This is a genomic window from Microvirga sp. P4_A5 (assembly GCF_056402495.1).
In genome coordinates, this window is sequence record NZ_JBFUHH010000002.1 from 101,604 (window position 1) to 122,601 (window position 20,998).

General features: G+C 65.6%; 23 protein-coding genes. 4 read left to right on the top strand and 19 right to left on the bottom strand.

Annotation, left to right across the window (positions count from 1 at the left end; all coding sequences use genetic code 11):
• Positions 1 to 40: 40 nt before the first annotated feature.
• The 8 genes from AC1DVM_RS01805 to AC1DVM_RS01840 form a co-directional block, all read right to left on the bottom strand.
• Positions 41 to 703, bottom strand: coding sequence for a phosphoribosylanthranilate isomerase (locus AC1DVM_RS01805; protein WP_477251514.1), 663 nt, complete (start codon positions 701 to 703; stop codon positions 41 to 43).
• 11 nt (positions 704 to 714) lie between these two features.
• Positions 715 to 1,662: a bifunctional Delta(1)-pyrroline-2-carboxylate/Delta(1)-piperideine-2-carboxylate reductase gene (gene lhpI / locus AC1DVM_RS01810; RefSeq protein WP_477251515.1), complete on the bottom strand. Its 948-nt coding sequence runs from the start codon at positions 1,660 to 1,662 to the stop codon at positions 715 to 717.
• 7 nt (positions 1,663 to 1,669) lie between these two features.
• On the bottom strand, positions 1,670 to 2,014 hold the full coding sequence (locus AC1DVM_RS01815; RefSeq protein ID WP_477251517.1) for a lipopolysaccharide assembly protein LapA domain-containing protein: 345 nt from the start codon (positions 2,012 to 2,014) through the stop codon (positions 1,670 to 1,672).
• A gap of 15 nt (positions 2,015 to 2,029) precedes the next feature.
• Positions 2,030 to 2,338 (bottom strand): integration host factor subunit beta, encoded by a 309-nt coding sequence (gene ihfB / locus AC1DVM_RS01820; protein WP_150942562.1) that lies wholly within the window; start codon positions 2,336 to 2,338, stop codon positions 2,030 to 2,032.
• A gap of 26 nt (positions 2,339 to 2,364) precedes the next feature.
• Positions 2,365 to 3,330, bottom strand: a complete 966-nt coding sequence (gene sppA / locus AC1DVM_RS01825; RefSeq protein WP_477251520.1) for a signal peptide peptidase SppA — start codon at positions 3,328 to 3,330, stop codon at positions 2,365 to 2,367.
• Positions 3,331 to 3,426: 96 nt separating this feature from the next.
• Complete coding sequence (locus AC1DVM_RS01830) at positions 3,427 to 3,831, bottom strand: YkvA family protein (protein WP_477251522.1); 405 nt, start codon at positions 3,829 to 3,831, stop codon at positions 3,427 to 3,429.
• Positions 3,832 to 3,913: 82 nt separating this feature from the next.
• On the bottom strand, positions 3,914 to 5,620 hold the full coding sequence (gene rpsA, locus AC1DVM_RS01835) for a 30S ribosomal protein S1 (RefSeq protein WP_477251524.1): 1,707 nt from the start codon (positions 5,618 to 5,620) through the stop codon (positions 3,914 to 3,916).
• A 336-nt stretch (positions 5,621 to 5,956) separates the two neighbouring features.
• Positions 5,957 to 6,589 (bottom strand): DsbA family protein, encoded by a 633-nt coding sequence (locus AC1DVM_RS01840; RefSeq protein WP_477251526.1) that lies wholly within the window; start codon positions 6,587 to 6,589, stop codon positions 5,957 to 5,959.
• Positions 6,590 to 6,834: 245 nt separating this feature from the next.
• Between AC1DVM_RS01840 and AC1DVM_RS01845 the strand changes: the two genes are divergently transcribed.
• Entirely contained in the window at positions 6,835 to 8,079 is a 1,245-nt protein-coding gene (locus AC1DVM_RS01845; protein WP_477251527.1) for an argininosuccinate synthase, read from the top strand.
• Positions 8,080 to 8,124: 45 nt separating this feature from the next.
• On the opposite strand, the gene mazF is transcribed toward AC1DVM_RS01845, so the two are convergent.
• Both mazF and AC1DVM_RS01855 read right to left on the bottom strand, forming a co-directional pair.
• Entirely contained in the window at positions 8,125 to 8,511 is a 387-nt protein-coding gene (mazF, locus tag AC1DVM_RS01850) for an endoribonuclease MazF (RefSeq protein ID WP_477251529.1), read from the bottom strand.
• Complete coding sequence (locus AC1DVM_RS01855; protein WP_477251531.1) at positions 8,468 to 8,710, bottom strand: AbrB/MazE/SpoVT family DNA-binding domain-containing protein; 243 nt, start codon at positions 8,708 to 8,710, stop codon at positions 8,468 to 8,470. The genes mazF and AC1DVM_RS01855 overlap by 44 nt, the downstream gene beginning before the upstream one ends.
• 493 nt (positions 8,711 to 9,203) lie before the next feature.
• Between AC1DVM_RS01855 and AC1DVM_RS01860 the strand changes: the two genes are divergently transcribed.
• A complete protein-coding gene (locus AC1DVM_RS01860; RefSeq protein WP_477251532.1) occupies positions 9,204 to 10,325 on the top strand; it encodes a site-2 protease family protein in 1,122 nt (373 codons plus the stop codon).
• A 139-nt stretch (positions 10,326 to 10,464) separates the two neighbouring features.
• Positions 10,465 to 12,297 (top strand): translational GTPase TypA, encoded by a 1,833-nt coding sequence (gene typA, locus AC1DVM_RS01865; RefSeq protein ID WP_477251534.1) that lies wholly within the window; start codon positions 10,465 to 10,467, stop codon positions 12,295 to 12,297.
• A gap of 57 nt (positions 12,298 to 12,354) precedes the next feature.
• On the opposite strand, the gene AC1DVM_RS01870 is transcribed toward typA, so the two are convergent.
• From AC1DVM_RS01870 to ubiE, 8 genes are all read right to left on the bottom strand, one after another.
• On the bottom strand, positions 12,355 to 12,564 hold the full coding sequence (locus AC1DVM_RS01870) for a hypothetical protein (RefSeq protein ID WP_477251536.1): 210 nt from the start codon (positions 12,562 to 12,564) through the stop codon (positions 12,355 to 12,357).
• A complete protein-coding gene (locus AC1DVM_RS01875) occupies positions 12,548 to 12,853 on the bottom strand; it encodes a hypothetical protein (protein ID WP_477251538.1) in 306 nt (101 codons plus the stop codon). The genes AC1DVM_RS01870 and AC1DVM_RS01875 overlap by 17 nt, the downstream gene beginning before the upstream one ends.
• 240 nt (positions 12,854 to 13,093) lie before the next feature.
• On the bottom strand, positions 13,094 to 14,056 hold the full coding sequence (gene cysK / locus AC1DVM_RS01880) for a cysteine synthase A (protein ID WP_477251540.1): 963 nt from the start codon (positions 14,054 to 14,056) through the stop codon (positions 13,094 to 13,096).
• 77 nt (positions 14,057 to 14,133) lie between these two features.
• Positions 14,134 to 14,580 carry an RrF2 family transcriptional regulator gene (locus AC1DVM_RS01885; RefSeq protein ID WP_477251541.1) on the bottom strand — a complete coding sequence of 149 codons (447 nt, stop codon included), beginning with the start codon at positions 14,578 to 14,580 and terminating at the stop codon, positions 14,134 to 14,136.
• The gene (gene dut, locus AC1DVM_RS01890) at positions 14,577 to 15,038 is read right to left on the bottom strand and encodes a dUTP diphosphatase (RefSeq protein WP_477251543.1); all 462 of its coding nucleotides are present in this window, start codon (positions 15,036 to 15,038) and stop codon (positions 14,577 to 14,579) included. The genes AC1DVM_RS01885 and dut overlap by 4 nt, the downstream gene beginning before the upstream one ends.
• Positions 15,035 to 16,243, bottom strand: coding sequence for a bifunctional phosphopantothenoylcysteine decarboxylase/phosphopantothenate--cysteine ligase CoaBC (gene coaBC / locus AC1DVM_RS01895; RefSeq protein WP_477251545.1), 1,209 nt, complete (start codon positions 16,241 to 16,243; stop codon positions 15,035 to 15,037). Before coaBC ends, dut begins: the two co-directional genes overlap by 4 nt.
• 3 nt (positions 16,244 to 16,246) lie before the next feature.
• The gene (ubiB, locus tag AC1DVM_RS01900; RefSeq protein WP_477251547.1) at positions 16,247 to 17,818 is read right to left on the bottom strand and encodes a 2-polyprenylphenol 6-hydroxylase; all 1,572 of its coding nucleotides are present in this window, start codon (positions 17,816 to 17,818) and stop codon (positions 16,247 to 16,249) included.
• A 1-nt stretch (position 17,819) separates the two neighbouring features.
• The gene (gene ubiE, locus AC1DVM_RS01905; protein WP_477251549.1) at positions 17,820 to 18,569 is read right to left on the bottom strand and encodes a bifunctional demethylmenaquinone methyltransferase/2-methoxy-6-polyprenyl-1,4-benzoquinol methylase UbiE; all 750 of its coding nucleotides are present in this window, start codon (positions 18,567 to 18,569) and stop codon (positions 17,820 to 17,822) included.
• 95 nt (positions 18,570 to 18,664) lie between these two features.
• Here ubiE and mutM point away from each other — a divergent pair, with 95 nt between their 5' ends.
• The gene (mutM, locus tag AC1DVM_RS01910) at positions 18,665 to 19,573 is read left to right on the top strand and encodes a bifunctional DNA-formamidopyrimidine glycosylase/DNA-(apurinic or apyrimidinic site) lyase (protein ID WP_477251551.1); all 909 of its coding nucleotides are present in this window, start codon (positions 18,665 to 18,667) and stop codon (positions 19,571 to 19,573) included.
• On the opposite strand, the gene AC1DVM_RS01915 is transcribed toward mutM, so the two are convergent.
• The gene (locus AC1DVM_RS01915; protein ID WP_477251553.1) at positions 19,551 to 20,969 is read right to left on the bottom strand and encodes a sodium:proton antiporter; all 1,419 of its coding nucleotides are present in this window, start codon (positions 20,967 to 20,969) and stop codon (positions 19,551 to 19,553) included. The two genes, mutM and AC1DVM_RS01915, sit on opposite strands and share 23 nt — an antisense overlap.
• Positions 20,970 to 20,998 lie beyond the last annotated feature (29 nt).

Below are 20,998 nucleotides of genomic sequence, written 5' to 3' on the forward strand. Positions count from 1 at the left end.
TACGCTTGCGCCGCATCCCAAAGGGCGATGCGGCGGGTGTTCAAATAACCGGAACGGCGAAAGCCGCCCGCGCCGCCCTGACGAATGCCTCGATCCGCTGGGGATCCTTGATCCCCGGCCGCACCTCCACGCCCGACGACACATCGACGGCATTCGGCCGGGTCAGCTCGATGGCCGCCGCGACGTTGTCGGGATCGAGCCCCCCTGACAACATGAACGGAAGCTTTCGGTCAAGCCCGGCAAGCAGCGTCCAGTCGAAGGGCAATCCGTTGCCGCCCGGCAGAAAAACGCCGGCGCGCGGCGGCTTGGCGTCGAGCAGAAGAAAATCGGCCACCTGCGCATAAGCGGCCGCGAGGTCGAGGTCGCCCGCCTCCGCGATGCCGATCGCCTTCAGAATCGAGCGACCGAAGCGCTCGCGGATATCGGCGACGCGGTCCGGCGTCTCGTGGCCGTGGAGCTGCAGGATGTCGGGGTCCATCGCATCGATGGCCTCGGCAATTTCAGCGTCGGTGGCATCGACGAGCAGAACGACCCGCTCCGCCCGGCCCCGCGCCTGCTCCGACAGCATTTTGCCGGCCTCCAGCGACACATGCCGCGGGCTTTTTGAGAAGCGCACGAATCCGACCAGGTCCGCGCCGGAATCGAGGGCCGCGTCGAGGGTCTCGGGTGTCGAGAGGCCGCAAATTTTGATGAGGTGGTCCATGTGGCGTTACTCTAGGCGAAGTCGCCAAGCTTGCGCCACACCAGCATTGCCGCAGCAAGGTCCTCGAGGGACGCGCCGACGGACTTGAACAACGTGATGGCGTCGGGGTCGCGGAATGGCGGCTGCGCGCAAAGCCCGAAAAGGTCGCCCCTCACATCCTCCTCGGCGATGGCGCCGCTCTGCAACGCCAGCGCCACGTCTCCGCCCTCGGATTGGGCCGCCTCCGTGTCGATGTAGATCCAGGCTCGCTGGAGGGCGACATCGTCCACCTCGCGCATGGCGAGATTGAAGGCTCCCACGAGATCGAGGTGGGTGCCGGGTTTGAGCCATTCTCCCTTGACGAGAGCCTGCTGCGAAAGCGTCGCGCAGGAAACGAGGTCGGCTTCCCGCACGGCGGCTTCGAGATCGACGCTCGCCGTGACGGGCAGGCCTTCCTGCCGGAGACTTGCCGCCAACGCCTCGGCCTTTTCTGGCCGATGGTTCCACAGCACCACCTGCGAGAGGGGCCTCTGGCTGAGATGCGCTCGGATGAGAAACGGCGCGAGAGATCCGGCGCCCACCATCACCATGCGGGTCGCATCCGGACGCGCGAGATAGCGGGCCGCGAGGGCGGATGCGGCGGCGGTTCGCCAGAGGGTGAGGCGTGTGCCGTCGAATGCTGCTTCGGGCTCCCCCGTATCGCCATCCATCAGCAGATAGGTGCCCATGACGCTCGGCAAGGCCCGGGCAGCGTTCCCGGGGAACACCGACACGACCTTGACGCCCATGAACGGGCGGGTCGAAGCGGCGCCCGTCCATGCCGGCATGAGCAGGAGCGTTCCGTGAGCCCCGTCGCGCTCGATCGCATGATGGTGCCGGACGGGCGCGACGATGCCGTCCGCAAACGCGTCCGCGAGCGCGTCGATCAGAACCGGGAAGGTGAGGACCCGGTCGATGTCGGCGGCGGAGACGACACGCATGGCGGACCTAGAGCAAGGCCGAATGGGACGGCGGAATCGTCAGGTCGGTGCTGGATTTGCCCGCGCGCAGGCGATCGGTTTCGTTGCGCAGCGTATTCGCCTCGCGTCGGTAGAGTCGCCGCTCGCGACGATGCTTGCCCTGCGCCAGCCAGGCGGCGATGCCGCCGATCACGACGCCCAGCATGACGGCGGCGAAGATGACGGCGAAAAGCGGGAGATCGGCCGAGAATTCCGGCGCCGCCCGCGAGAAGGGATCGAGCGAGAGCGTCACAATCTGCCGGTTGGCCACGGCGAGCAGCACGATCAGGATCGCGATGGGCAGAAGGACCAGCGCCTTCAGGAAGCGAATCACAGGCAATCCCCTAAATTACTGCGCGGCGGTCTTGAGGACCTTTTGGGGCACGTTGAGACGCTGCCGCATCTCCTTGCCGGTTTTGAACACCGGAACGACCTTCTCGGAGATCGACACCGATTCGCCGGTGCGCGGATTGCGCCCGGTGCGGGCATCCCGCTTCTTGACGGAGAACGCGCCAAAGCCCCGCAATTCGACGCGGTCGCCTCTGGCAAGAGCATCGGCGATCGTGTCGAGGATCGCGTTGACGATGTTCTCGACGTCGCGCTGATACAAATGAGGGTTCTGCTCAGCGAGCTTGAGCACCAGTTCGGATTTGATCATGTATCGGCTATATGTTTGACGCTGCTTTATTTTTCCGAAGGGTGCCAGACCGCCAACAGACCGTCAAGCTGAGCAGCCTCCGCGCTGGCGGCGGCCCGGCGGAATGCCTCTCCGACGCCGTCGAGACCGAACAGATCGGCACCGGTGGCGGCCCAGGCGAACAGCGAGAAGTCCCGGTCGCTGCGCGGCTTCCAGTCGCGAATCGGCAAATCCTTGCGAATCGCCTTCTCGCGCTCGAGCCACGCCACGGCGTCGCGTTCGGCGCCGATGGCGTCGACAAGTTTCATCGGGACGCCCTGGTGACCGCTGAAAATCTGACCCGTCGAGGCGGCTGCGAGTTCGCCCTCCGACATGCCCCGCCGCTCGCGAACGATTCGCTTGAACCAGTCATAGGTATCTTTGACCACCGATTCGAGTGCCGCCCGGGCTTCGGGACTCGTCGGCTTGAAGGGGCTGGGCTCGGCCTTGAGAGGCGAGGACTTCACCTCCTCGACCTTGACGCCGACCTGACCGAGCAATCCCGACAGGTCGGGATACTGGAACAGCACGCCGATTGAACCGACCAGCGAGGTCTCGCGGGCCACGATATGATCGGCCGCGATGGCGGTGATATAGCCGCCGGAGGCTGCTGTCCCGTCCACGAAAGCCACCAGCGGCTTTTTCGCCGACAAGGCCCGGATGTTGCGGAACAGCTCCTCGGAGCCGGTGGTGGTGCCTCCGGGACTGTTGATGGACACGACCACGCCGGAGACCGACTTCGATWTTCCGACCCGCTCCATCAGATCCGCCAGGCGCTGATTGCCCGAAATGAACCCGTTCACGGAAATCCGCGCCACATGGGCCTGGCCTTCGATGAGGCCGAAGCGGTTGGCCGCCACGTAGCCCACGACTCCGACCGTCAGAATGAGGGCGAGAATTCCGAACACGCGCCAGAAACTGAGCTTGCGGCGCAATCGGCGGCGGTCGGCGATGGCTTCGGCGTCGATGGTCATGGGTTGATCTCTTGCGTCGCGAATGGGCGGCTCGGCTGGCCGCACCCTATTGCGAAGGCAGGTGGGGCGGCAAGGCGCGCCCGCCAATAAAAACGCTTACAGCCCAGGTCTCGGCCAGAACATCCAGAGCAGGAGGCCGGCGGACAAAGCCCATAGCGCGACGATTGCGACGGCCCCGGCCCGGCTCGCCGGGCTGTCCAATCGGCGAAGGGCGGCGGCGCGAAATTCCTCCATGAGAGCGGGCGGCACCAGCCTGACGGCGAGCAGGATGCCGACCGGCACCAGGATCAGATCATCGAGGTAACCGAGCACGGGGATGAAATCGGGGATCAGGTCGATGGGGCTGAACGCGTAGGCCGCGACCGCCGTCGCCACCAATTTGGCGTACCAGGGCACGCGGGGGTCCAGTGCCGCCAGATAGAGGGCCACGACCTCGGTGCGAACCGACCGGGCCCAGCGCTTCAATCTGGCGATCGGGCCGATTTCCTGCGCACGCGGCATGTCGCCTCCCCGCCTCCTCGAACGAAAAAGGCCCGCGCGAAATTTCGCGCGGGCCTTCCCACAAGCCTTGGTTCAGGCCCGCTTACTTCTTGTCGGTCTTGGCCTTGTTGAGGGCCGCGCCGAGGATGTCGCCGAGTGAAGCGCCCGAATCGCTCGAACCGAACTGCGCGATGGCTTCCTTCTCTTCCGCGACCTGGAGGGCCTTGATCGAGAGGGTCACGCGGCGCGCCTTGCGGTCGAACTGGGTGACGCGGGCATCGAGCTTCTCGCCGGCGGCGAAACGCTCGGGGCGCTGGTCGCCACGGTCGCGGGCAAGCTCGTTACGCTTGATGAAGGTGGAGAGGTCGGTGTCGACGATCTTCACCTCGATGCCGCCATCCTTCACCTCGAGAACCTCGCAGGTGACGATCTGGCCCTTCTTGAGTTCGCCGGCTTCCGCGAAGGGGTCGCCGCCGAGCTGCTTGATGCCCAGCGAGATGCGCTCCTTCTCGACGTCGACGTCGAGAACCTGCGCGCGAACCATGTCGCCCTTCTTGAAGTCGTCGATGACCTGCTCGCCCGGCTTGTTCCAGTCGAGGTCCGACAGGTGGACCATGCCGTCCACGTCGTTGTCGAGGCCGATGAAGAGACCGAACTCGGTCTTGTTCTTCACTTCGCCTTCGACTTCGGAGCCGACGGGATGCAGTTCGGCGAAAGCCTCCCACGGATTCTGAAGCGTCTGCTTCAGGCCCAGCGAGATGCGGCGCTTCACCTGGTCGACCTCGAGGATCACGACCTCAACCTCTTGGCTGGTGGAGATGATCTTGCCGGGGTGAACGTTTTTCTTGGTCCAGGACATCTCGGAGACGTGGATCAGGCCTTCGATGCCCGGCTCGAGTTCGACGAACGCACCGTAATCGGTGATGTTCGTGACGCGGCCCTTGAGCTTGGCGTCGACCGGGTAGCGGGCGGCGATGCCCTCCCACGGATCGGCGAGAAGCTGCTTGATGCCGAGCGAGATGCGGTGCGTCTCGTGGTTGATCTTGATGATCTTGACCTTCACCGTCTGGCCGATGTTCACGACCTCGGACGGATGGTTCACGCGGCGCCATGCCATGTCGGTGACGTGCAACAGGCCGTCGATGCCGCCGAGATCAACGAACGCACCGTATTCGGTGATGTTCTTGACCACGCCGTCGATGACCTGACCCTCTTCGAGGTTCGCCACGAGCTCGGAACGCTGCTCGGCGCGGCTCTCTTCGAGAACGGTACGGCGCGACACGACGATGTTGCCGCGGCGGCGATCCATCTTGAGGATCTGGAACGGCTGGCTGACGCCCATGAGCGGGGTGACGTCGCGCACGGGGCGGATATCGACCTGCGAACGGGGCAGGAACGCCACGGCGCCGTCGAGATCGACCGTGTAGCCGCCCTTGACCTGATTGAAGATCGTGCCGTTGACACGCTCGTTGGCCTCGAAGGCCTTCTCGAGCTTGACCCAGCTCTCTTCGCGGCGGGCCTTGTCGCGGGAGATGACCGCTTCGCCGAGCGCGTTCTCGATGCGCTCGACATAGACTTCGACCTCGTCACCGACGCTGACCGTCTGGTCGCGGTTCGGGCCGGCAAATTCCTTGAGCGCGACGCGCCCTTCCGTCTTGGCGCCGATATCGATGACGGCGACGTCCTTCTCGATCGCCACCACGATGCCCTTGACGACTGAGCCTTCGCTGATTTCGTTCGTCAGGAACGACTCTTCGAGCAGGGCTGCGAAATCGTCACGGCTCGGCGTGTATTGAGTAGCTGCAGACATGGATTCTCCTGAATGGCCCAACGTTTGAGGGGCTACACCGGCGGCTCGTGTGACGGGCCGCTTCCAAACCGCCGCTGCCGGGAACGCCCCTGTTGGGCCCAGTTCCAGGCATTCCGCCCATTTTTGGGGCGGGCCGGTGTCTCATCGACGGATGGAAACGTCATACTCCGGCAAGGCGTCGGAAAGGACGAAAGAGGCCCGCTTGCGCGTCGCCCAAAAATCGTCACCGCTGGCGTCTTGTCGGATAGGACGGTCGTTTACTGCAAAACGCAGGCGGAAACAAGCGTTTGCCGGGACCGGCGGCGACTCGGTCGAATCCCGTCAGGGGCGAGGGCCTCACACCGGAACATCCGCCCGTCGCGTGCGGTCGTCCCGCGCCCAGTCGAGGGCGCGCTCCAGCCGGTCGTTGCCCCAGAACAATTCGCCGTCCTCGGTGATCAGCGTGGGGGCGCCGAAGACGCCGCGCGCCTGCGCCTCCTCGCCGATCCGGCGCAGGCGCTGCTTGTTGGTGTCCGATTGCGCCTCGCCAAGGATCGCCGGCGCGTCGAGGCCGAGGCCCGACAGGATATCGGCGATCACCTCGGGCTGGCCGATGTCCCGCCCGTTGCCGAATTCTTCCGTGAAGACGAGCCGCGTGAAGGCCGCCGCCCATCCGCGCTCGCCTCCGACGAGGGCGACGCGCGCCGACAGCAGGCTGTTCTGGGGGAAGGGATTGGGACGGTAGAACGGGATCCTCAGCCGGGCCGCCTCGCGCTCCATGTCCCGCCACATGTAGCGGCCCTTGCCGGGAAAGAGGTTGAACGGCGACGTGGTCCAGCCCTGCGCGGCGAAGATTGGCCCGAGCAGGAAGGGCCGCCACAACAGCCCGACCCCAGCCTTGTCGGCCGCCTCCTCGATCCGCATCGCCGTGAGGTACGAATAGGTCGAGGCGAAATCGTACCAGAATTCGACGATCGGGCGCTGGGCCATGGGGGTCTCCGGGAGGCGAATGGGGAGTGAAGAGTGAAGGGGTGAAAAGGTGAAGAAGTGAAAGGGTGAAATCGTGAACCAGAAGGCCTTGCAAGAAAAGGAGGAAGAGGACGACTGAACCCCTCTCCCCTTCACCCTTTCACCCTTTCACCCTTTCACCATTCGCCCCTTCCCCTCGCCAAACCATTGCACCCGCGCGGCATCCCGGCTAAGCCCCGCACATCATTCATGTCCGGGACGAAACCATGTCTTCCTCAAGCCCTTCGAAGCGTGTGAACAAGGTCGTGCTTGCCTATTCGGGCGGCCTCGACACCTCCATCATCCTCAAATGGCTGCAGACGACCTATGGCTGCGAGGTCGTGACCTTCACGGCCGATCTGGGCCAGGGCGAGGAGCTGGAGCCGGCGCGCCAGAAGGCCCTGCTGCTCGGCATCAAGCCAGAGAACATCTTCGTCGAGGACCTGCGCGACGAGTTCGTGCGCGACTACGTCTTCCCGATGTTCCGCGCCAATGCGCAATATGAGGGGCTCTACCTGCTGGGCACCTCCATCGCGCGTCCGCTCATCGCCAAGAAGCAGATCGAGATCGCCGAGCGCGTCGGCGCCGACGCGGTGTCCCATGGCGCCACCGGCAAGGGCAACGACCAGGTGCGGTTCGAGCTCGGCTATTACGCGCTCAAGCCCGACGTCACCGTCATCGCTCCCTGGCGCGAATGGGACCTGCGCTCCCGCGAGCAGCTCATCGCCTTCGCGGAGGCTCACCAGATTCCCATCGCCAAGGACAAGCGCGGCGAGGCGCCGTTCTCGGTCGACGCCAACCTTCTCCACGCCTCCTCCGAGGGCAAGGTGCTGGAGGACCCGGCCGCCGAGGTGCCGGATTACGTCTATTCGCGCACCAACGACCCGGAATCGGCCCCCGACAAGCCGACCGTGATCACCATCGAGTTCCTGAAAGGCGACCCCGTCGCCATCGACGGCCAGAAGCTGGGGCCCGCCGACCTTCTGGCGAAGCTCAATGCGCTCGGCCGCGAGAACGGCATCGGCCGCCTCGACCTCGTGGAAAACCGCTTCGTCGGCATGAAGAGCCGCGGCATGTACGAGACGCCCGGCGGCACCATCCTGGCGCTCGCCCATCGCGGCATCGAATCGATCACGCTGGATCGCGGCGCGGCTCACCTCAAGGATGAGCTGATGCCGAAATATGCCGAGCTCATCTATAACGGCTTCTGGTTCTCGCCGGAGCGCGAGATGCTGCAGGTGCTGATCGACAAGAGCCAGGAATTCGTCACCGGCGAGGTCAAGCTCAAACTCTACAAGGGCGGCGTTCACCTCATCGGCCGCGAGAGCCCGTATTCCCTCTACGACCAGGACCTCGTGACCTTCGAGGAAGGCGCGGTGGCGTATGATCACCGGGATGCGGCCGGGTTCATCAAGCTGAACGCGCTGAGGCTCAGGACGCTGGCGCAGCGGAAGAAGAAGCTGGGGTTGTAGAGGGGCGCGGTCGTCCGTCGCGACCGTCGCATAACCTCGACTCGGTTACGGCAGCTGCATCAACGCCTTGATCTTCGCCTTTGTGTGCAACACCACGGCGTCAGGAACAGTCGCGATAAAGGCAGCCTCCCGGTGTGCCCAGGACAGACTTCTGATCTGGTCCGAAAGCACGTAGCCGGTGACACCGCTGCCATCCGGGATATGAACCTCGAAGGGATATCCCTTCCCCTGGTTGGTGACGGGACAGAGCACGCAAAGCCGCGAGATTTGATTGTAGGCGCGGGGTGACAGAACAAGCGCAGGGCGTCTGCCGCTTTGCTCTCGGCCCGCCTGAGGGTTGAAGTTCAACCAGATGAGATCGCCTGAATCGGGGCAATAGGCCGTCGTGTCAGAACTCGTTGCCGACCGCAAAACCTGTGTCACTCTCGCCATGCAAGTTCTCGTTGGTCATCCCTGACAGGAGGTCCGCCAGATCGTAGGCAGGCAGATCCCCGATCGGCGCAATGACGAGCTTCCCGTTCTCAATGGACAGATCCGCTGTGGTGCCTTCCATGGCATTGATCTCGCGCGCAAACGCGTTCGGAATGCGCAACGCAACACTATTGCCCCATTTTGCGAAGTGAACAATCATACAAATGTCCTGCCGGCTGTATATACAATGACGATACATCACGCCGGTTTCAAATCAACATGTTCCAATCGGGTCATCGCGCCTCGCCTCGCAGATGCCCCGCGAGTTCAACCTCGTCATGCCCGGGCTTGACCCGGGCACCCACGCCTTGACCACGGCGGAGAAGAAAACCGTGGGTGGCCGGGTCAAGCCCGGCCATGACGGAGAGCTGGAGCGACGTAGGGTAACTCTCAACCGCAGTCACGTGAGAAGGCACTTGCTGTTCGCGCGGCAACCCCACCGCCGYCATGCCCGGGCTTGACCCGGGCACCCACGCCTTGCTGCACGGAGGACAAGAAAACCGGGGGTGGCCGGGTCAAGCCCGGCCATGACGCAGGGGTTGGTGGCGACGGCCGACCGCGGCCCGCGCCATGCGCCAAGATTACCCGCCCCGGCGACTTCCGGTCCCGCCGCAACGCTTCTACGGTAAGGCTTGCGTTTCGTGGAGGCCTCGATGTTGTGGTCCATCCCCATCGCGCGCATTGCCGGGACGGTGGTGCGCGTTCACGTGACCTTCCTGCTGTTCCTGATCTGGATCGGCGCCGCGCAATGGCGGCAGGGCGGGCGGGAGGCGGCCTTCGACGGGGTGGTGTTCATCGTGCTGCTGTTTGCCTGTGTGGTGGCGCATGAATTCGGGCACATTCTGGCGGCGCGCAAGTTCGGCATTCGCACGCCCGACGTGACCCTGTGGCCCATCGGCGGCATCGCGAGCCTGGAGCGGATCCCCGAGAAGCCCCGTGAGGAATTGCTGGTGGCCGTGGCCGGGCCGGCGGTCAACGTCGTGATCGCAGGCGTCCTGATCGCCGTGCTGGGAGGACTTGGCGCGGCGGACCTCACGGATCTGGAAAACCCGCAGATCGGCCTTCTGGCGCGGCTTGCGGTCGCCAACGTGATCCTCGTGGTGTTCAACCTGATTCCGGCCTTTCCGATGGATGGCGGGCGCGTATTGCGGGCGCTGCTCGCCATGCGGATGGACCATGTGGCGGCGACGCGGATCGCCGCGCGGATCGGACAGGGCACCGCCTTCGTGTTCGCGGCGTTGGGGCTGTTCGTGAACCCGATGCTGATCGTCATCGGCCTGTTCATCTACCTCGCGGCCACCGCCGAGGCCCAGCACGTGGCGTTGCGTGATGGGACGCAGGGGTTGCCGGTGAGGGCCTTCATGATGAGTTCCCTCGAGGCCCTCGGGCCGTCCTCGACGCTCGACGACGCCGTCGATCTCATGCTGCGGACGTCCCAGCGCGAATTTCCGGTGGTCGACGGCGCGGGGCGGGCGCGGGGGTTGCTTACCCGCGACGGGCTGATCGTGGCGTTGAGCCAGGGCGACCGGGCGACGCCTGTCGTCGACGTGATGGTGCGCGACCTGCCGACGGCGCATGATTGGCAGCCCTTCGACGCGGCCGTCACGCTCCTCACCCAGGCGTCGAAACCCGCGCTCCTCGTGCTCAACGACCAGCAGCAATTCGTCGGATTGCTGACCCCCGAGACGATCGGCGAAATGATGATGGTGCGCAGCGCGCGGCCGGATTGGCGCTTCCGCTCGGGGCGAACCTTGGCGGGAGCCGCCAAGGATTAATGCGGCCCGCCCTATTGCGGCCGCTGTCTCATCACTATATTGCAACGCAACAGATTTCCGCCCGGTTCGAGCCAGGGGCGCGGGGGATTATCCACCGCGAACCGGGCCGTTTTGCATTGAAAGCCCTGAAAGCCTCCCCATGAAGCTGCGCAACATCGCCATTATCGCCCACGTCGACCACGGCAAAACCACCCTCGTCGACAAGCTCCTCCAGCAATCGGGAAGCTTCCGCGAAAACCAGCGCGTGGAAGAGCGCGCGATGGATTCGAACGACCTCGAGAAGGAGCGCGGCATCACCATCCTGGCGAAGGCGACCTCGGTCGTCTGGAAGGATACGCGCATCAACATCGTGGACACCCCCGGCCACGCCGATTTCGGCGGCGAGGTGGAGCGTATCCTGAGCATGGTGGACGGCGCGATCGTGCTCGTGGACGCCGCTGAGGGCCCGATGCCGCAGACCAAGTTCGTGGTGTCGAAAGCTCTCAAGATCGGCCTGAAGCCCATCGTCGCCATCAACAAGATCGACCGGCCGGACGCCCGCCACATCGAAGTCGTCAACGAGGTGTTCGACCTTTTCGCGGCGCTCGACGCCACCGACGAGCAGCTCGATTTCCCGATCCTCTACGGTTCGGGCCGCAACGGCTGGATGGCCAATGCCCCCGAAGGGCCGAGCGATCAGGGCCTCGGCCCGCTGTTCGACCTCGTGCTCAAGCACGTGCCGCCAGCCAAGGTCGAGGAAGGTCCGTTCCGGATGCTCGGCACGCTTCTCGAGGCCAACCCCTTCCTCGGCCGCATCGTCACCGGCCGCATCTCGTCTGGCTCGGTGAAGCCCAACCAGACCATCAAGGTCATCGACCGCGAAGGCAAACTCGTCGAGTCCGGCCGCGTGTCCAAGATCCTGGCGTTCCGCGGCCTCGAACGCCAGCCCATCGAGCTCGGCGAGGCGGGCGACATCGTGTCCATCGCGGGCCTCGTGAAGGGTTCGGTGGCCGATACCTTCTGCGCGCCCGAGAACGACATCCCGATCCAGGCCCAGCCGATCGATCCCCCGACCGTCACCATGTCGTTCCTCGTCAACGATTCGCCCCTTGCCGGCACCGAGGGCGACAAGGTCACGAGCCGGATGATCCGCGATCGCCTGTTCAAGGAAGGCGAAGGCAACGTCACGCTGAAGATCGAGGAGGCGGCCGACAAGGATTCGTTCTTCGTCTCGGGCCGTGGCGAATTGCAGCTCGCGATCCTGATCGAGACCATGCGTCGCGAGGGCTTCGAGCTTGCGGTGTCCCGCCCCCGTGTGGTGTTCACCAAGGACGAGGCCACCGGCGAGCTGCTGGAGCCCATCGAGGAAGTCGTCATCGACGTGGACGAGGAATATTCGGGCGTCGTCGTCCAGAAGATGTCCGAGCGCCGCGCCGACATGATCGAGATGCGTCCGTCCGGCGGCAACCGCCAGCGACTGGTGTTCTACGCTCCCACCCGCGGCCTCATCGGCTATCAGGGCGAGCTCATGACCGACACGCGCGGCACCGCCATCATGAACCGGCTGTTCCACGCCTACGAACCCTTCAAGGGCGACATTGCCGGCCGCCGCAACGGCGTGTTGATCTCCAACGACAGCGGCGAGGCGGTGGCCTACGCACTGTGGAACCTGGAAGATCGCGGTCCGATGATGATCGAGCCGGGCTGGAAGGTCTATCAGGGCATGATCGTCGGCGAGCATAACCGCGAGAACGATCTCGAGGTGAACGTGCTCAAGGGCAAGAAGCTCACCAACATCCGCACCACTTCGAAGGACGAGGCCGTGCGCCTCACGCCGCCGATTCGCATGACGCTGGAGAAATCGCTGGCGTGGATCCAGGAGGACGAGCTCGTCGAGGTGACGCCGAAATCCATCCGCATCCGCAAGACGGTGCTCGACCCGAACGAGCGCAAGCGCGCCGAGCGCTCGGGCAAGGAAAGCGCCGTCGCTTAAACGGCCGACGAGAACAAAAAAGGCCGCCCCGGGGCGGCCTTTTTTGTATCTGGGGCGCTAGCCTGTCGTCGAACTCGTTCCGTCCTGGTCCCCTTCTTCCGACAAGGCGCCGGTGCCGGGGGTTGCGTCGGGGTTGGTCAGTTCGGGCTTGGCGTGAGGCCCCGCGGCCGGTTGCCTCGCGGCAGCCGGGGCGGCGCGCTCCTCCTGCTTCTTCGTCTCGTCGGGGCCGGGAGCCTCGCCGGGCTTCTTCTCACTTGTCGGTGCCATGCGGCTTCTCCTTGGAAGGGCCGCGCAGAGCCTCCAGATCTTTGGCCGAGAGGCTCGCGTCACTGAGATGGCGTGTGGTCTCGGGGGTTTCGGCCGCGGTGAGTTCCGAATGGTCCTCGTCCCGGTTGCTGCCCGAAATGGCCTGACGGAACGCATAGGCCTCGCCGCCCGGTTCGTCCCAGACCCGCCGCATGGTGGCGTTGGCCTCAGCGCCCTCGCGCGCGGGAGCCGGGTCGGCGCGGGAAATGGGGGCCTCGCGCCGGGGCGGGGAAACGCTCTTGTCAGCCATTCCGAAAAACTCCTTGAACCTGTCCGGAAGAGAACCCGGCGGCGCTCAGGAAGTTCTGGTCAAGCTCGGGCCGAGGGAGCGCAATCGCTGCCCTCGTCATGCGCGGGCTTGACCCGCGTACCCACGCCTTTGCTGGCACCGCCGCGAAAGTCGTGGATAGCCGGGTCAAGCCCGGCCATGACGGCGGAGTAGACGGAGAAGGGGGAGCTACGAGCAGACACTTCTCTCTCTATAATGTCCTCAAAGGCCTTCGAAAAGCGCGCTCGTAATGTAGCGCTCGGCGAAGGACGGCGCGACGGTGACGATGCGCTTTCCCTTGAATTCCGGGCGTCCGGCGATTTCGAGCGCCGCCGCCACGTTGGCGCCGGTGGAGATGCCGCCGGGAATGCCTTCGAGCTTTGCGAGCTTGCGCGAGACATCGAACGAGGTCTGGTTGCCTACCGTCACGACGCCGTCGATCACGGAGCGGTCGAGGACCTCCGGCACGAAGCCAGCGCCGATGCCCTGGATCTTGTGCGGGCCGGGCTGGCCGCCGGACAGGACGGGCGAATCCTCAGGTTCCACCGCGAAGATCTTGAGGTTCGGAAGACGCGGCTTCAGCACCTGGCCGACGCCCGTGATCGTGCCGCCGGTGCCGACGCCGGCGACGAACGCATCGAGCTTCCCGTCGGTGTCGTTCCAGATCTCCTCCGCGGTCGTGCGGCGATGGATTTCCGGATTGGCCGGATTGGTGAATTGCTGCGGCATCACCGAATGGGGGATTGCCTTCAAGAGTTCCTCGGCCCGCGCGATGGCGCCCTTCATGCCCATCGGGCCGGGCGTGAGTTCGAGTTCGGCACCGAGGAAGGCCAGCATCTTGCGGCGTTCGATCGACATGGTCTCGGGCATCACGAGGATCAGCCGGTAGCCCCGCGCCGCGGCCACGAAGGCGAGCGCGATGCCGGTATTGCCGGAGGTCGGCTCGATCAGTGTCGCGCCGGGCTTGATGATTCCGGAGGCTTCCATCGCGTCGATCATGTTGACGCCGATGCGGTCCTTCACACTGGAGATGGGGTTGAAGAATTCCAGCTTCACCAGGATTTCGGCGTCGACCCCATATTCCTTCGGCAGCCGGTTGAGACGGACGAGAGGCGTATTGCCGATCGTGTCGGTGATGGAGCGGTAGATCCGGCCTCGGCCGGGTTTCGAAGCGGTGTCAGCCATTTCCGTCTCTCCTTGATGTGCCGGATTGCTTTTATTCGTTATCCCGCAGATTGTCGATAATTAGGTTAAATCACATATCATATTGTGAAATCGCCGTCGGATCGTCCCTGCGCTGCGCCTGTCGCCTGCGCCCGGGCACAGAGGTCGTCCAGCGTAACACCATCGAGTTCGCTCAGGAACGCCGCCGTCCCGCGCGCCACCAGGGGCCCCACCACACGCTCGACAAGGGCCGAATTCGGAAGGGTCGCGAGTTCCTCGCCCTCCGCCGACATGGCGATCCGCACGATGTCGCCGGCGGTGATGCGGCGGCGCTCGCGGGCGAGTTCGTAGCCGCCTCGCGGGCCCCTCACCCCTTTGAGGATGGCATGCCGCACCAGTGCCTGCAGGATGGGTTCCAGTTGCCTCGGAGGCAGATTGTGCCGGGCCGCGAGGGCCTTCGCGGAAACCGGTGAGGGGCGGGCATGAAGCGCGATGTCGGTCACCGCCGCGATGGCAAGAAGCGAGCGGCGCGACAGGAGGTTCATGCGGGGTTCCGCGAAAGACCCGTCGAGCCGAAACCGTTGCCGCCCCGAGGGGTCTCGTCCACGCTCTCCACGGCCGCGATGCCGACCTGGGTGACGGGCGCCACCACCATCTGGGCAATCCGCATGCCCCGCGTGACCGTGAAGGGCTCCGATCCGAGATTGACCAGGATGACTTTTACCTCGCCGCGATAATCCGCGTCGACGGTGCCAGGTGTGTTCAGGACCGTGATGCCGTGCTTGAGGGCGAGGCCGGAGCGCGGACGGACCTGCGCCTCGAACCCTTGATCCAGCTGAAGCACGAGGCCCGTCGGTACCAGCGCGCGGCCGAGAGGCGGCAGGACGACCGGGTCAACATTGGCGGCGCAAAGGTCCATGCCGGCGGCGCCCGCGCTCTCGTAGCGGGGCAACGGCAGGTCTTGCGCGTGGGCGAGGCGCTGGATGCGAAGCGTTGCGGTCATGGCTTTTCGGCGATCATGCGGGCGAGATGCGCCACGAGCCTGTCGGCGACGTCCGCCTTCGACAGGGTCGGCCAGGTCTCGACGCCGGTCGCGCTCACGAGATGCACGGTGTTGCGGTCGCCGCCCATGACGCCGCTTTCCGGCGACACGTCGTTGGCGACGATGAGATCGCAGCCCTTGCGGGCGAGTTTCGCCTTGGCGTTCTCAAGCACGTTCTGGGTCTCGGCCGCGAAGCCGACGACCAGTTCGGGCCGTCCTGTCTTGCGGTGCGCGATGGTGGCGAGGATGTCGGGATTTTCCGCCAGCGAAAGTTCCGGCATTTCGCGGCCGGTCTTCTTGATCTTCTGCGTGTCCGCATGGGCGACCCGCCAATCCGCCACCGCGGCGGCGAAGATCCCGATATCGGCCGGCAACGCGTTGTCGACGGCCGCCAGCATGTCGCGGGCGCTTTCCACATGCACCGTCAACACGCCCGGAGGATCGGCCAGGCTGACCGGTCCCGAGATGAGCGTGACCTCGGCCCCCGCCGCCGCCGCCGCCCGCGCAATGGCATGGCCTTGCTTGCCCGACGACCGGTTGGCGATGTAGCGAACCGGGTCGATGGGCTCGTGGGTCGGCCCCGAGGTGATGAGCACGTGCCGGCCTTTCAGGGGCCCGCTCGCGGCCAGCAGCCGCTCCACCGCGGCGGCGATTTCGAGGGGCTCCGCCATGCGGCCCGGCCCGAACTCGGCCTCCGCCATCGCCCCCTCATTGGGGCCGACCGTGTGGACGCCGTCGTCCAGCAGGGTCTCGAGATTGCGCCGCGTCGCCGGGTGCTGCCACATGCGAACGTTCATGGCGGGCGCGATCAGGATCGGCAGCGTCGTGGCGAGGAGCACCGTGGAGGCGAGATCGTCCGCGTGGCCGCCCGCCATTCGGGCCATCAGGTTGGCGGTGGCGGGCGCGACGACGATCAGGTCGGCATCCCGCGCAAGACGGATATGGCCGATATCGGCCTCGTCCTCGCGATCGAACAGATCCGTATGGGTGCGCTGGCCGGAAAGCGCGGAAGCGGCGAGCGGCGTGACGAATTCCTGCGCTCCGGCGGTCAGGATGCACCGCACCGAGGCGCCGCGCTCCCGCAGGCGGCGGATCAGGTCGAGGGATTTGTACGCGGCGATTCCCCCGCCGATGACGAGGAGGATGCGTTTGCCCGACAGCGCCATCGTCTAGAAGCCTCCGAACGCCATGATCATCAGCGACAGGGCGATGATCCACAAGGCCGCCGTGCTCCAGCGGTTGCCGCGGGCCTCGGCCCGACCGATCGCCGAGACGCTGTCGCGATGCAGCGCCATGCCGTCCGCGGTCATGTCTTCCACGCGGCCAAGGATGCGCTTTGCCCGCAGCGCCATGTCGGGGAGATCCGAGGCAAGGCCGGCGAGCGTCCACAGACCGGTGCCGGCCTCCTCGATGCGGCCGACGGGCCCGAGCTGGCGCGCCATCCATTCGCGAACCACGGGTTCGGACGTGGTCCACATGTCGAGGCGGGGATCGAGATTGCGCGCCACGCCCTCGACCACCACCATGGTCTTCTGCAGCATGACGAGTTCGATGCGGGTCGCCATGTCGAACAGGGACGTGATCTCGAACAGAAGCGTCAGCAGCTTCGCCATGGAGATCTCGTCGGCGCGGCGATCGTGGATCGGCTCGCCGATGGCGCGGATCGCCTGGGCGAAATCCTCCACGGAGTGATGCGGCGGCACGTAGCCGGCCTCGAAATGCACCCGCGCCACGCGCAGGTAATCGCGCTGGATGAAGCCCAGAAGGATCTCGGCGAGAAACCGCCGCTCCTTCATGCCGAGCCGCCCCATGATGCCGAAATCGACCGCCACCAGCCGGCCCTGCTCGTCCACGAACAGGTTGCCGGGATGCATGTCGGCGTGAAAGAAGCCGTCGCGGATGGCGTGGCGCAGGAACGACTGGATGACCGTGCGGGCCAACGCCACCCGGTCGAGACCCGCCGCCTCGATGGCCGCCACGTCGTTGAGGCGGATGCCGTCGATCCAGGTGATGGTGAGGACGTCCCTCGCGGTGAGGTCCCATTCGGGCTTGGGAACGCGGAAATCCGGATCGTCGCGGGTGTTCTCGCCCAGTTCGGAGACGGCGGCCGCTTCCAGGCGCAGATCCATCTCGACCGAGACCGAACGCGCCAGCGCATCCACGATCTCCACCGGTTTCAGGCGGCGGGCATCCGGCACCCATCGCTCGAACAGGCGGGCGGCGGCGCGCATCGATTGCAGGTCCCGCGCAAAGCCTTCGCGCACGCCGGGACGCACCACCTTCACCGCCACCGTCAGGTCGCCCTCGGACGTGCGGATCTGGGCCTTGTGCACCTGCGCGATGGAGGCGGCGGCGATCGGCTCGCTGAATTCGACAAAGAGTTCGTCTATGGGACGCCCGAGCGCGATTTCCACCATGCGGACCGCCTCGGCGCGGGGAAAGGGCGGCATCCGGTCCTGCAACCGTTCGAGATCGCGCGCCGCGGCGGCGCCGACGATGTCCGGACGGGTCGCGAGGAACTGGCCGAACTTCACGTAGGAAGGGCCGAGCCGGGTCAGGGCCGCCGACAGGCGGGAGGCGCTGTCGCCGGCGCTGCGCCGCTCGATGGTTCGGGCGAGACGCAAACCCAAGCGCGCCGATGGCGGCAATGCGCTCGGGTCGATGAGCGCCAGCGCGCCCTCGCGGGCCAGCACGAAACCCGCATGGGCGTTGCGGGCGAGGTGAAAGAGGCTGCCGATCACGTCAGATCTTCCAGCCGGAATGGATGTTGACGACACCCGCCGTCAGGGGCCTGTGGGTGACGCGCTTGAAGCCCGCCTCCTCGATCATCCGCGCGAAGGCGGCGGGGGGCGGGAAGCGCCGGATCGATTCCACGAGATATTGGTAGGATTCCGCGTCCCCCGTGACCATCTGGCCGAGCTTCGGGATCACGTTGAACGAATAGGCGTCGTAGATCGTGTCGAGCAGGGGCACGTCCACCTTTGAGAATTCGAGGCAGAGGAACCGGCCGCCCGGCTTAAGGACCCGATAGGCCTCGCGTAAGGCCGCATCGATGCGCGGCACGTTCCGGATACCGAAGGCGATCGTATAGGCGTCGAAGGATTTCGACTCGAGGGGAAGCTCTTCGGCGTTGGCTTCGACGAAATCGATGCGGTCGCCGTGGCGGCTCCCCGCCCGTTCCCGCCCGACCTTCAGCATGTCGCCGTTGATGTCGAGGACGGTCACGCGGGTTTGCGGCCCGCCGGCCTCGAGGATGCGGAACGCCACGTCGCCGGTGCCGCCCGCCACGTCGAGGTGGCGAAATGGCCGGTCGCGGGGCGGCCGGAGCGTCGTCACGAGGGTGCTTTTCCAGAGGCGGTGAAGCCCCGCCGACATGAGATCGTTCATCAGGTCGTAGCGGCCGGCGACCGAGTGGAAGACCTCGTTGACCTTGCGCTGCTTCTCGTCGAGCGGCACGGACTGGAACCCGAAATGGGTCTTTTCGTCGGTCATGGTCGTCACGCCTCACCTGTATGCTGAAGGCGATCCATAGCGGAAGCGCGTTCGAAACGCTATGTGAAGGCCCTCCCGAACAGCAGAGATGGTTGATGCCAGAGCTTCCCGAAGTCGAAACCGTCCGAAGGGGCCTCGAACCTGCCATGGTGGGTGCGCGCTTCACTGAGGTCCTCCTGCGCCGCCCCGACCTCAGGTTCCCGTTTCCGGACCATTTCGCCGAGCGCCTCACGGGCAGGCAGGTGACGGCGCTCGGGCGGCGGGCCAAATATCTCCTGGCGGATCTCTCTTCCGGCGAGGTGCTGGTGATGCATCTCGGCATGTCGGGCCGCTTCCTGGTGGCGATGAACGGCACGGAAATCAGGCCGGGCGAATTCCATTTCGATCAGGCGCACGGCGCCCACGACCACGTGGCGTTCGGCTTTTCGAACGGCGCCACGGTGACCTACAACGATGCGCGCCGCTTCGGCTTCATGGATCTGGTGCCCCGCGCGGAGATCGAGACCAGCCGCCATTTTGCCGGCATGGGCATCGAGCCGCTGGGCAACGAATTGTCGGGCGAGACCATCGCGCGCCTGTTTGCCGGCAAGCGCACGCCGTTGAAGGCGGCCCTCCTCGACCAGAGCCTGATCGCCGGGCTCGGCAACATCTATGTGTCGGAGGCCCTGTTCCGCGCCGGCCTGCATCCGGAAGCGGCGGCGGGCTCGCTGGTCACCGTGAGGGGGCGGCCGACCGAAAAGGCCCATCGCCTCGCCGACGTCATCCGCGATGTCCTCAACGAGGCGGTCGTGGCGGGCGGATCGACCTTGCGCGACCACGCTCAGGTCGATGGAACGCTCGGCTATTTCCAGCACCGTTTCCGGGTCTACGACCGGGAAGGCGAGCCTTGCCTGACGCSCGCCTGCACGGGAGTTGTCCGGCGTCTCGTTCAATCGGGCCGCTCGACCTTTTTCTGCCCGCGCTGCCAGCGCCGCAGCGGCGCTAGAAGAACACCAGCGTCGTGAGGAGGAAGACCGGCAGCAGGATCGTGCACGACCACATCAGGTAGCCGAAGAAGCTCGGCATCCTGACGCCGCCGTCGCGGGCAATGGCGTAGACCATGAAATTGGGCGCGTTGCCGATATAAGAATTCGCCCCCATGAACACCGCGCCGGCCGAGATCGCCGCCAGCGTGAGCGCGCCCGTGGTCATGAGCTGCTGCGCGTCGCCGCCCGCCAGCTCGAAGAACACCAGATAGGTCGGCGCATTGTCGAGGAACGACGACAAGCCGCCGGTGAGCCAGAAATACGCCGCGTTGTTGGCGCTGCCGTCGGCGTTCGAGACGAGCGCCACGAGCGGCGCGAAGGCCCCCTGCGAGCCTGCTTTCAGCATGGCCAGGACCGGGATGATGGTGATGAAGATGCCCGCGAAGAGCTTCGCCACCTCCTGCATGGGGCCCCACGAGAAACCGTTCTCTGCGCGGTTGTCCTTCGGGGTCAGCGCCAGCGACGTGACGGCGACCGCCACCATGATGAGATCGCGCAGCGCATTGGCGAATTCGATTTCGCTGCCGAGCACCACAATGCGTCCGAGATCGACCGTAGCGCTCATGAGAATCGCCCCGATGATGATCGCCAGCAGCAGGAAGTTGATGCCCCCCACGAGGCGCACCGGCTGGTCCGGCGTCGGATCGGCTCTAATGACGCCTTCCTTCCTGTAGATCGCCCAATCGAGGATGAAGAAAAGCACGAGCAGGATGGTGCTGACGAACAGGGTCTCGCGCCACAGGTTCTGCGTCGTCCAGAAAAAGTCGACGCCTCGCAGGAAGCCGAGGAAGAGCGGCGGATCGCCGAGCGGCGTCAGGGAGCCGCCGATATTCGACACGAGGAAGATGAAGAACACCACCACGTGAACGTTGTGCTGCCGGTTGTCGTTGGCGCGCATGACCGGCCGGATCATCACCATGGAGGCGCCGGTGGTGCCGATCAGGCTCGCCAAGACGGTGCCGATCCCCAGCAGGATCGTGTTGGCGACCGGAGCCCCATGAATGTTGCCGCGGATGAGGATGCCGCCCGCCACTGAGAACAGCGCCAGGAGCAGGAGGATGAACGGGATGTATTCGAGAAGTGCGGTGTGGGCGAGGGCCTGCAGGGCCGTGGCGGGCCCGATGAGGAGCGCCATGGGAATGAGGACGAGCAACGCCCACAAGGCTGCGATCTTGCCCTGATGATGCTCCCACGCATGGGGGGCCACGAGAGGAAACAGCGCGATCGACAGGAGGATGCCCGCGAAGGGCAGCGCCCAGAGGACACTCAGCGACGCGCCGTCGACCTCCGCCGCCATGGCCGGTTGGGGCAGGATCGCGAAGGCGGCCGCAAAGGCGAGGCCCCGCAGCAGAGGAGAGGTGGCGTGTCGCGGCATGAAGTCCCCCGTCGATGCCGGTTGGCCGG

What these genes read in the sequence shown, in the direction of transcription:
- AC1DVM_RS01845 (WP_477251527.1), top strand. Translation starts at nt 6,835, where the DNA reads ATGTCTTCCTCAAGCCCTTCGAAGCGTGTGAACAAGGTCGTGCTTGCC.
- ubiE (WP_477251549.1), bottom strand. Translation starts at nt 18,569, where the DNA reads ATGACCGACGAAAAGACCCATTTCGGGTTCCAGTCCGTGCCGCTCGAC.
- AC1DVM_RS01870 (WP_477251536.1), bottom strand. Translation starts at nt 12,564, where the DNA reads ATGGCACCGACAAGTGAGAAGAAGCCCGGCGAGGCTCCCGGCCCCGAC.
- AC1DVM_RS01915 (WP_477251553.1), bottom strand. Translation starts at nt 20,969, where the DNA reads ATGCCGCGACACGCCACCTCTCCTCTGCTGCGGGGCCTCGCCTTTGCG.
- mazF (WP_477251529.1), bottom strand. Translation starts at nt 8,511, where the DNA reads ATGGCGAGAGTGACACAGGTTTTGCGGTCGGCAACGAGTTCTGACACG.
- AC1DVM_RS01805 (WP_477251514.1), bottom strand. Translation starts at nt 703, where the DNA reads ATGGACCACCTCATCAAAATTTGCGGCCTCTCGACACCCGAGACCCTC.
- rpsA (WP_477251524.1), bottom strand. Translation starts at nt 5,620, where the DNA reads ATGTCTGCAGCTACTCAATACACGCCGAGCCGTGACGATTTCGCAGCC.
- AC1DVM_RS01830 (WP_477251522.1), bottom strand. Translation starts at nt 3,831, where the DNA reads ATGCCGCGTGCGCAGGAAATCGGCCCGATCGCCAGATTGAAGCGCTGG.
- dut (WP_477251543.1), bottom strand. Translation starts at nt 15,038, where the DNA reads ATGACCGCAACGCTTCGCATCCAGCGCCTCGCCCACGCGCAAGACCTG.
- ihfB (WP_150942562.1), bottom strand. Translation starts at nt 2,338, where the DNA reads ATGATCAAATCCGAACTGGTGCTCAAGCTCGCTGAGCAGAACCCTCAT.
- coaBC (WP_477251545.1), bottom strand. Translation starts at nt 16,243, where the DNA reads ATGGCGCTGTCGGGCAAACGCATCCTCCTCGTCATCGGCGGGGGAATC.
- AC1DVM_RS01855 (WP_477251531.1), bottom strand. Translation starts at nt 8,710, where the DNA reads ATGATTGTTCACTTCGCAAAATGGGGCAATAGTGTTGCGTTGCGCATT.
- AC1DVM_RS01885 (WP_477251541.1), bottom strand. Translation starts at nt 14,580, where the DNA reads ATGAACCTCCTGTCGCGCCGCTCGCTTCTTGCCATCGCGGCGGTGACC.
- cysK (WP_477251540.1), bottom strand. Translation starts at nt 14,056, where the DNA reads ATGGCTGACACCGCTTCGAAACCCGGCCGAGGCCGGATCTACCGCTCC.
- AC1DVM_RS01840 (WP_477251526.1), bottom strand. Translation starts at nt 6,589, where the DNA reads ATGGCCCAGCGCCCGATCGTCGAATTCTGGTACGATTTCGCCTCGACC.
- AC1DVM_RS01875 (WP_477251538.1), bottom strand. Translation starts at nt 12,853, where the DNA reads ATGGCTGACAAGAGCGTTTCCCCGCCCCGGCGCGAGGCCCCCATTTCC.
- AC1DVM_RS01860 (WP_477251532.1), top strand. Translation starts at nt 9,204, where the DNA reads ATGTTGTGGTCCATCCCCATCGCGCGCATTGCCGGGACGGTGGTGCGC.
- lhpI (WP_477251515.1), bottom strand. Translation starts at nt 1,662, where the DNA reads ATGCGTGTCGTCTCCGCCGCCGACATCGACCGGGTCCTCACCTTCCCG.
- typA (WP_477251534.1), top strand. Translation starts at nt 10,465, where the DNA reads ATGAAGCTGCGCAACATCGCCATTATCGCCCACGTCGACCACGGCAAA.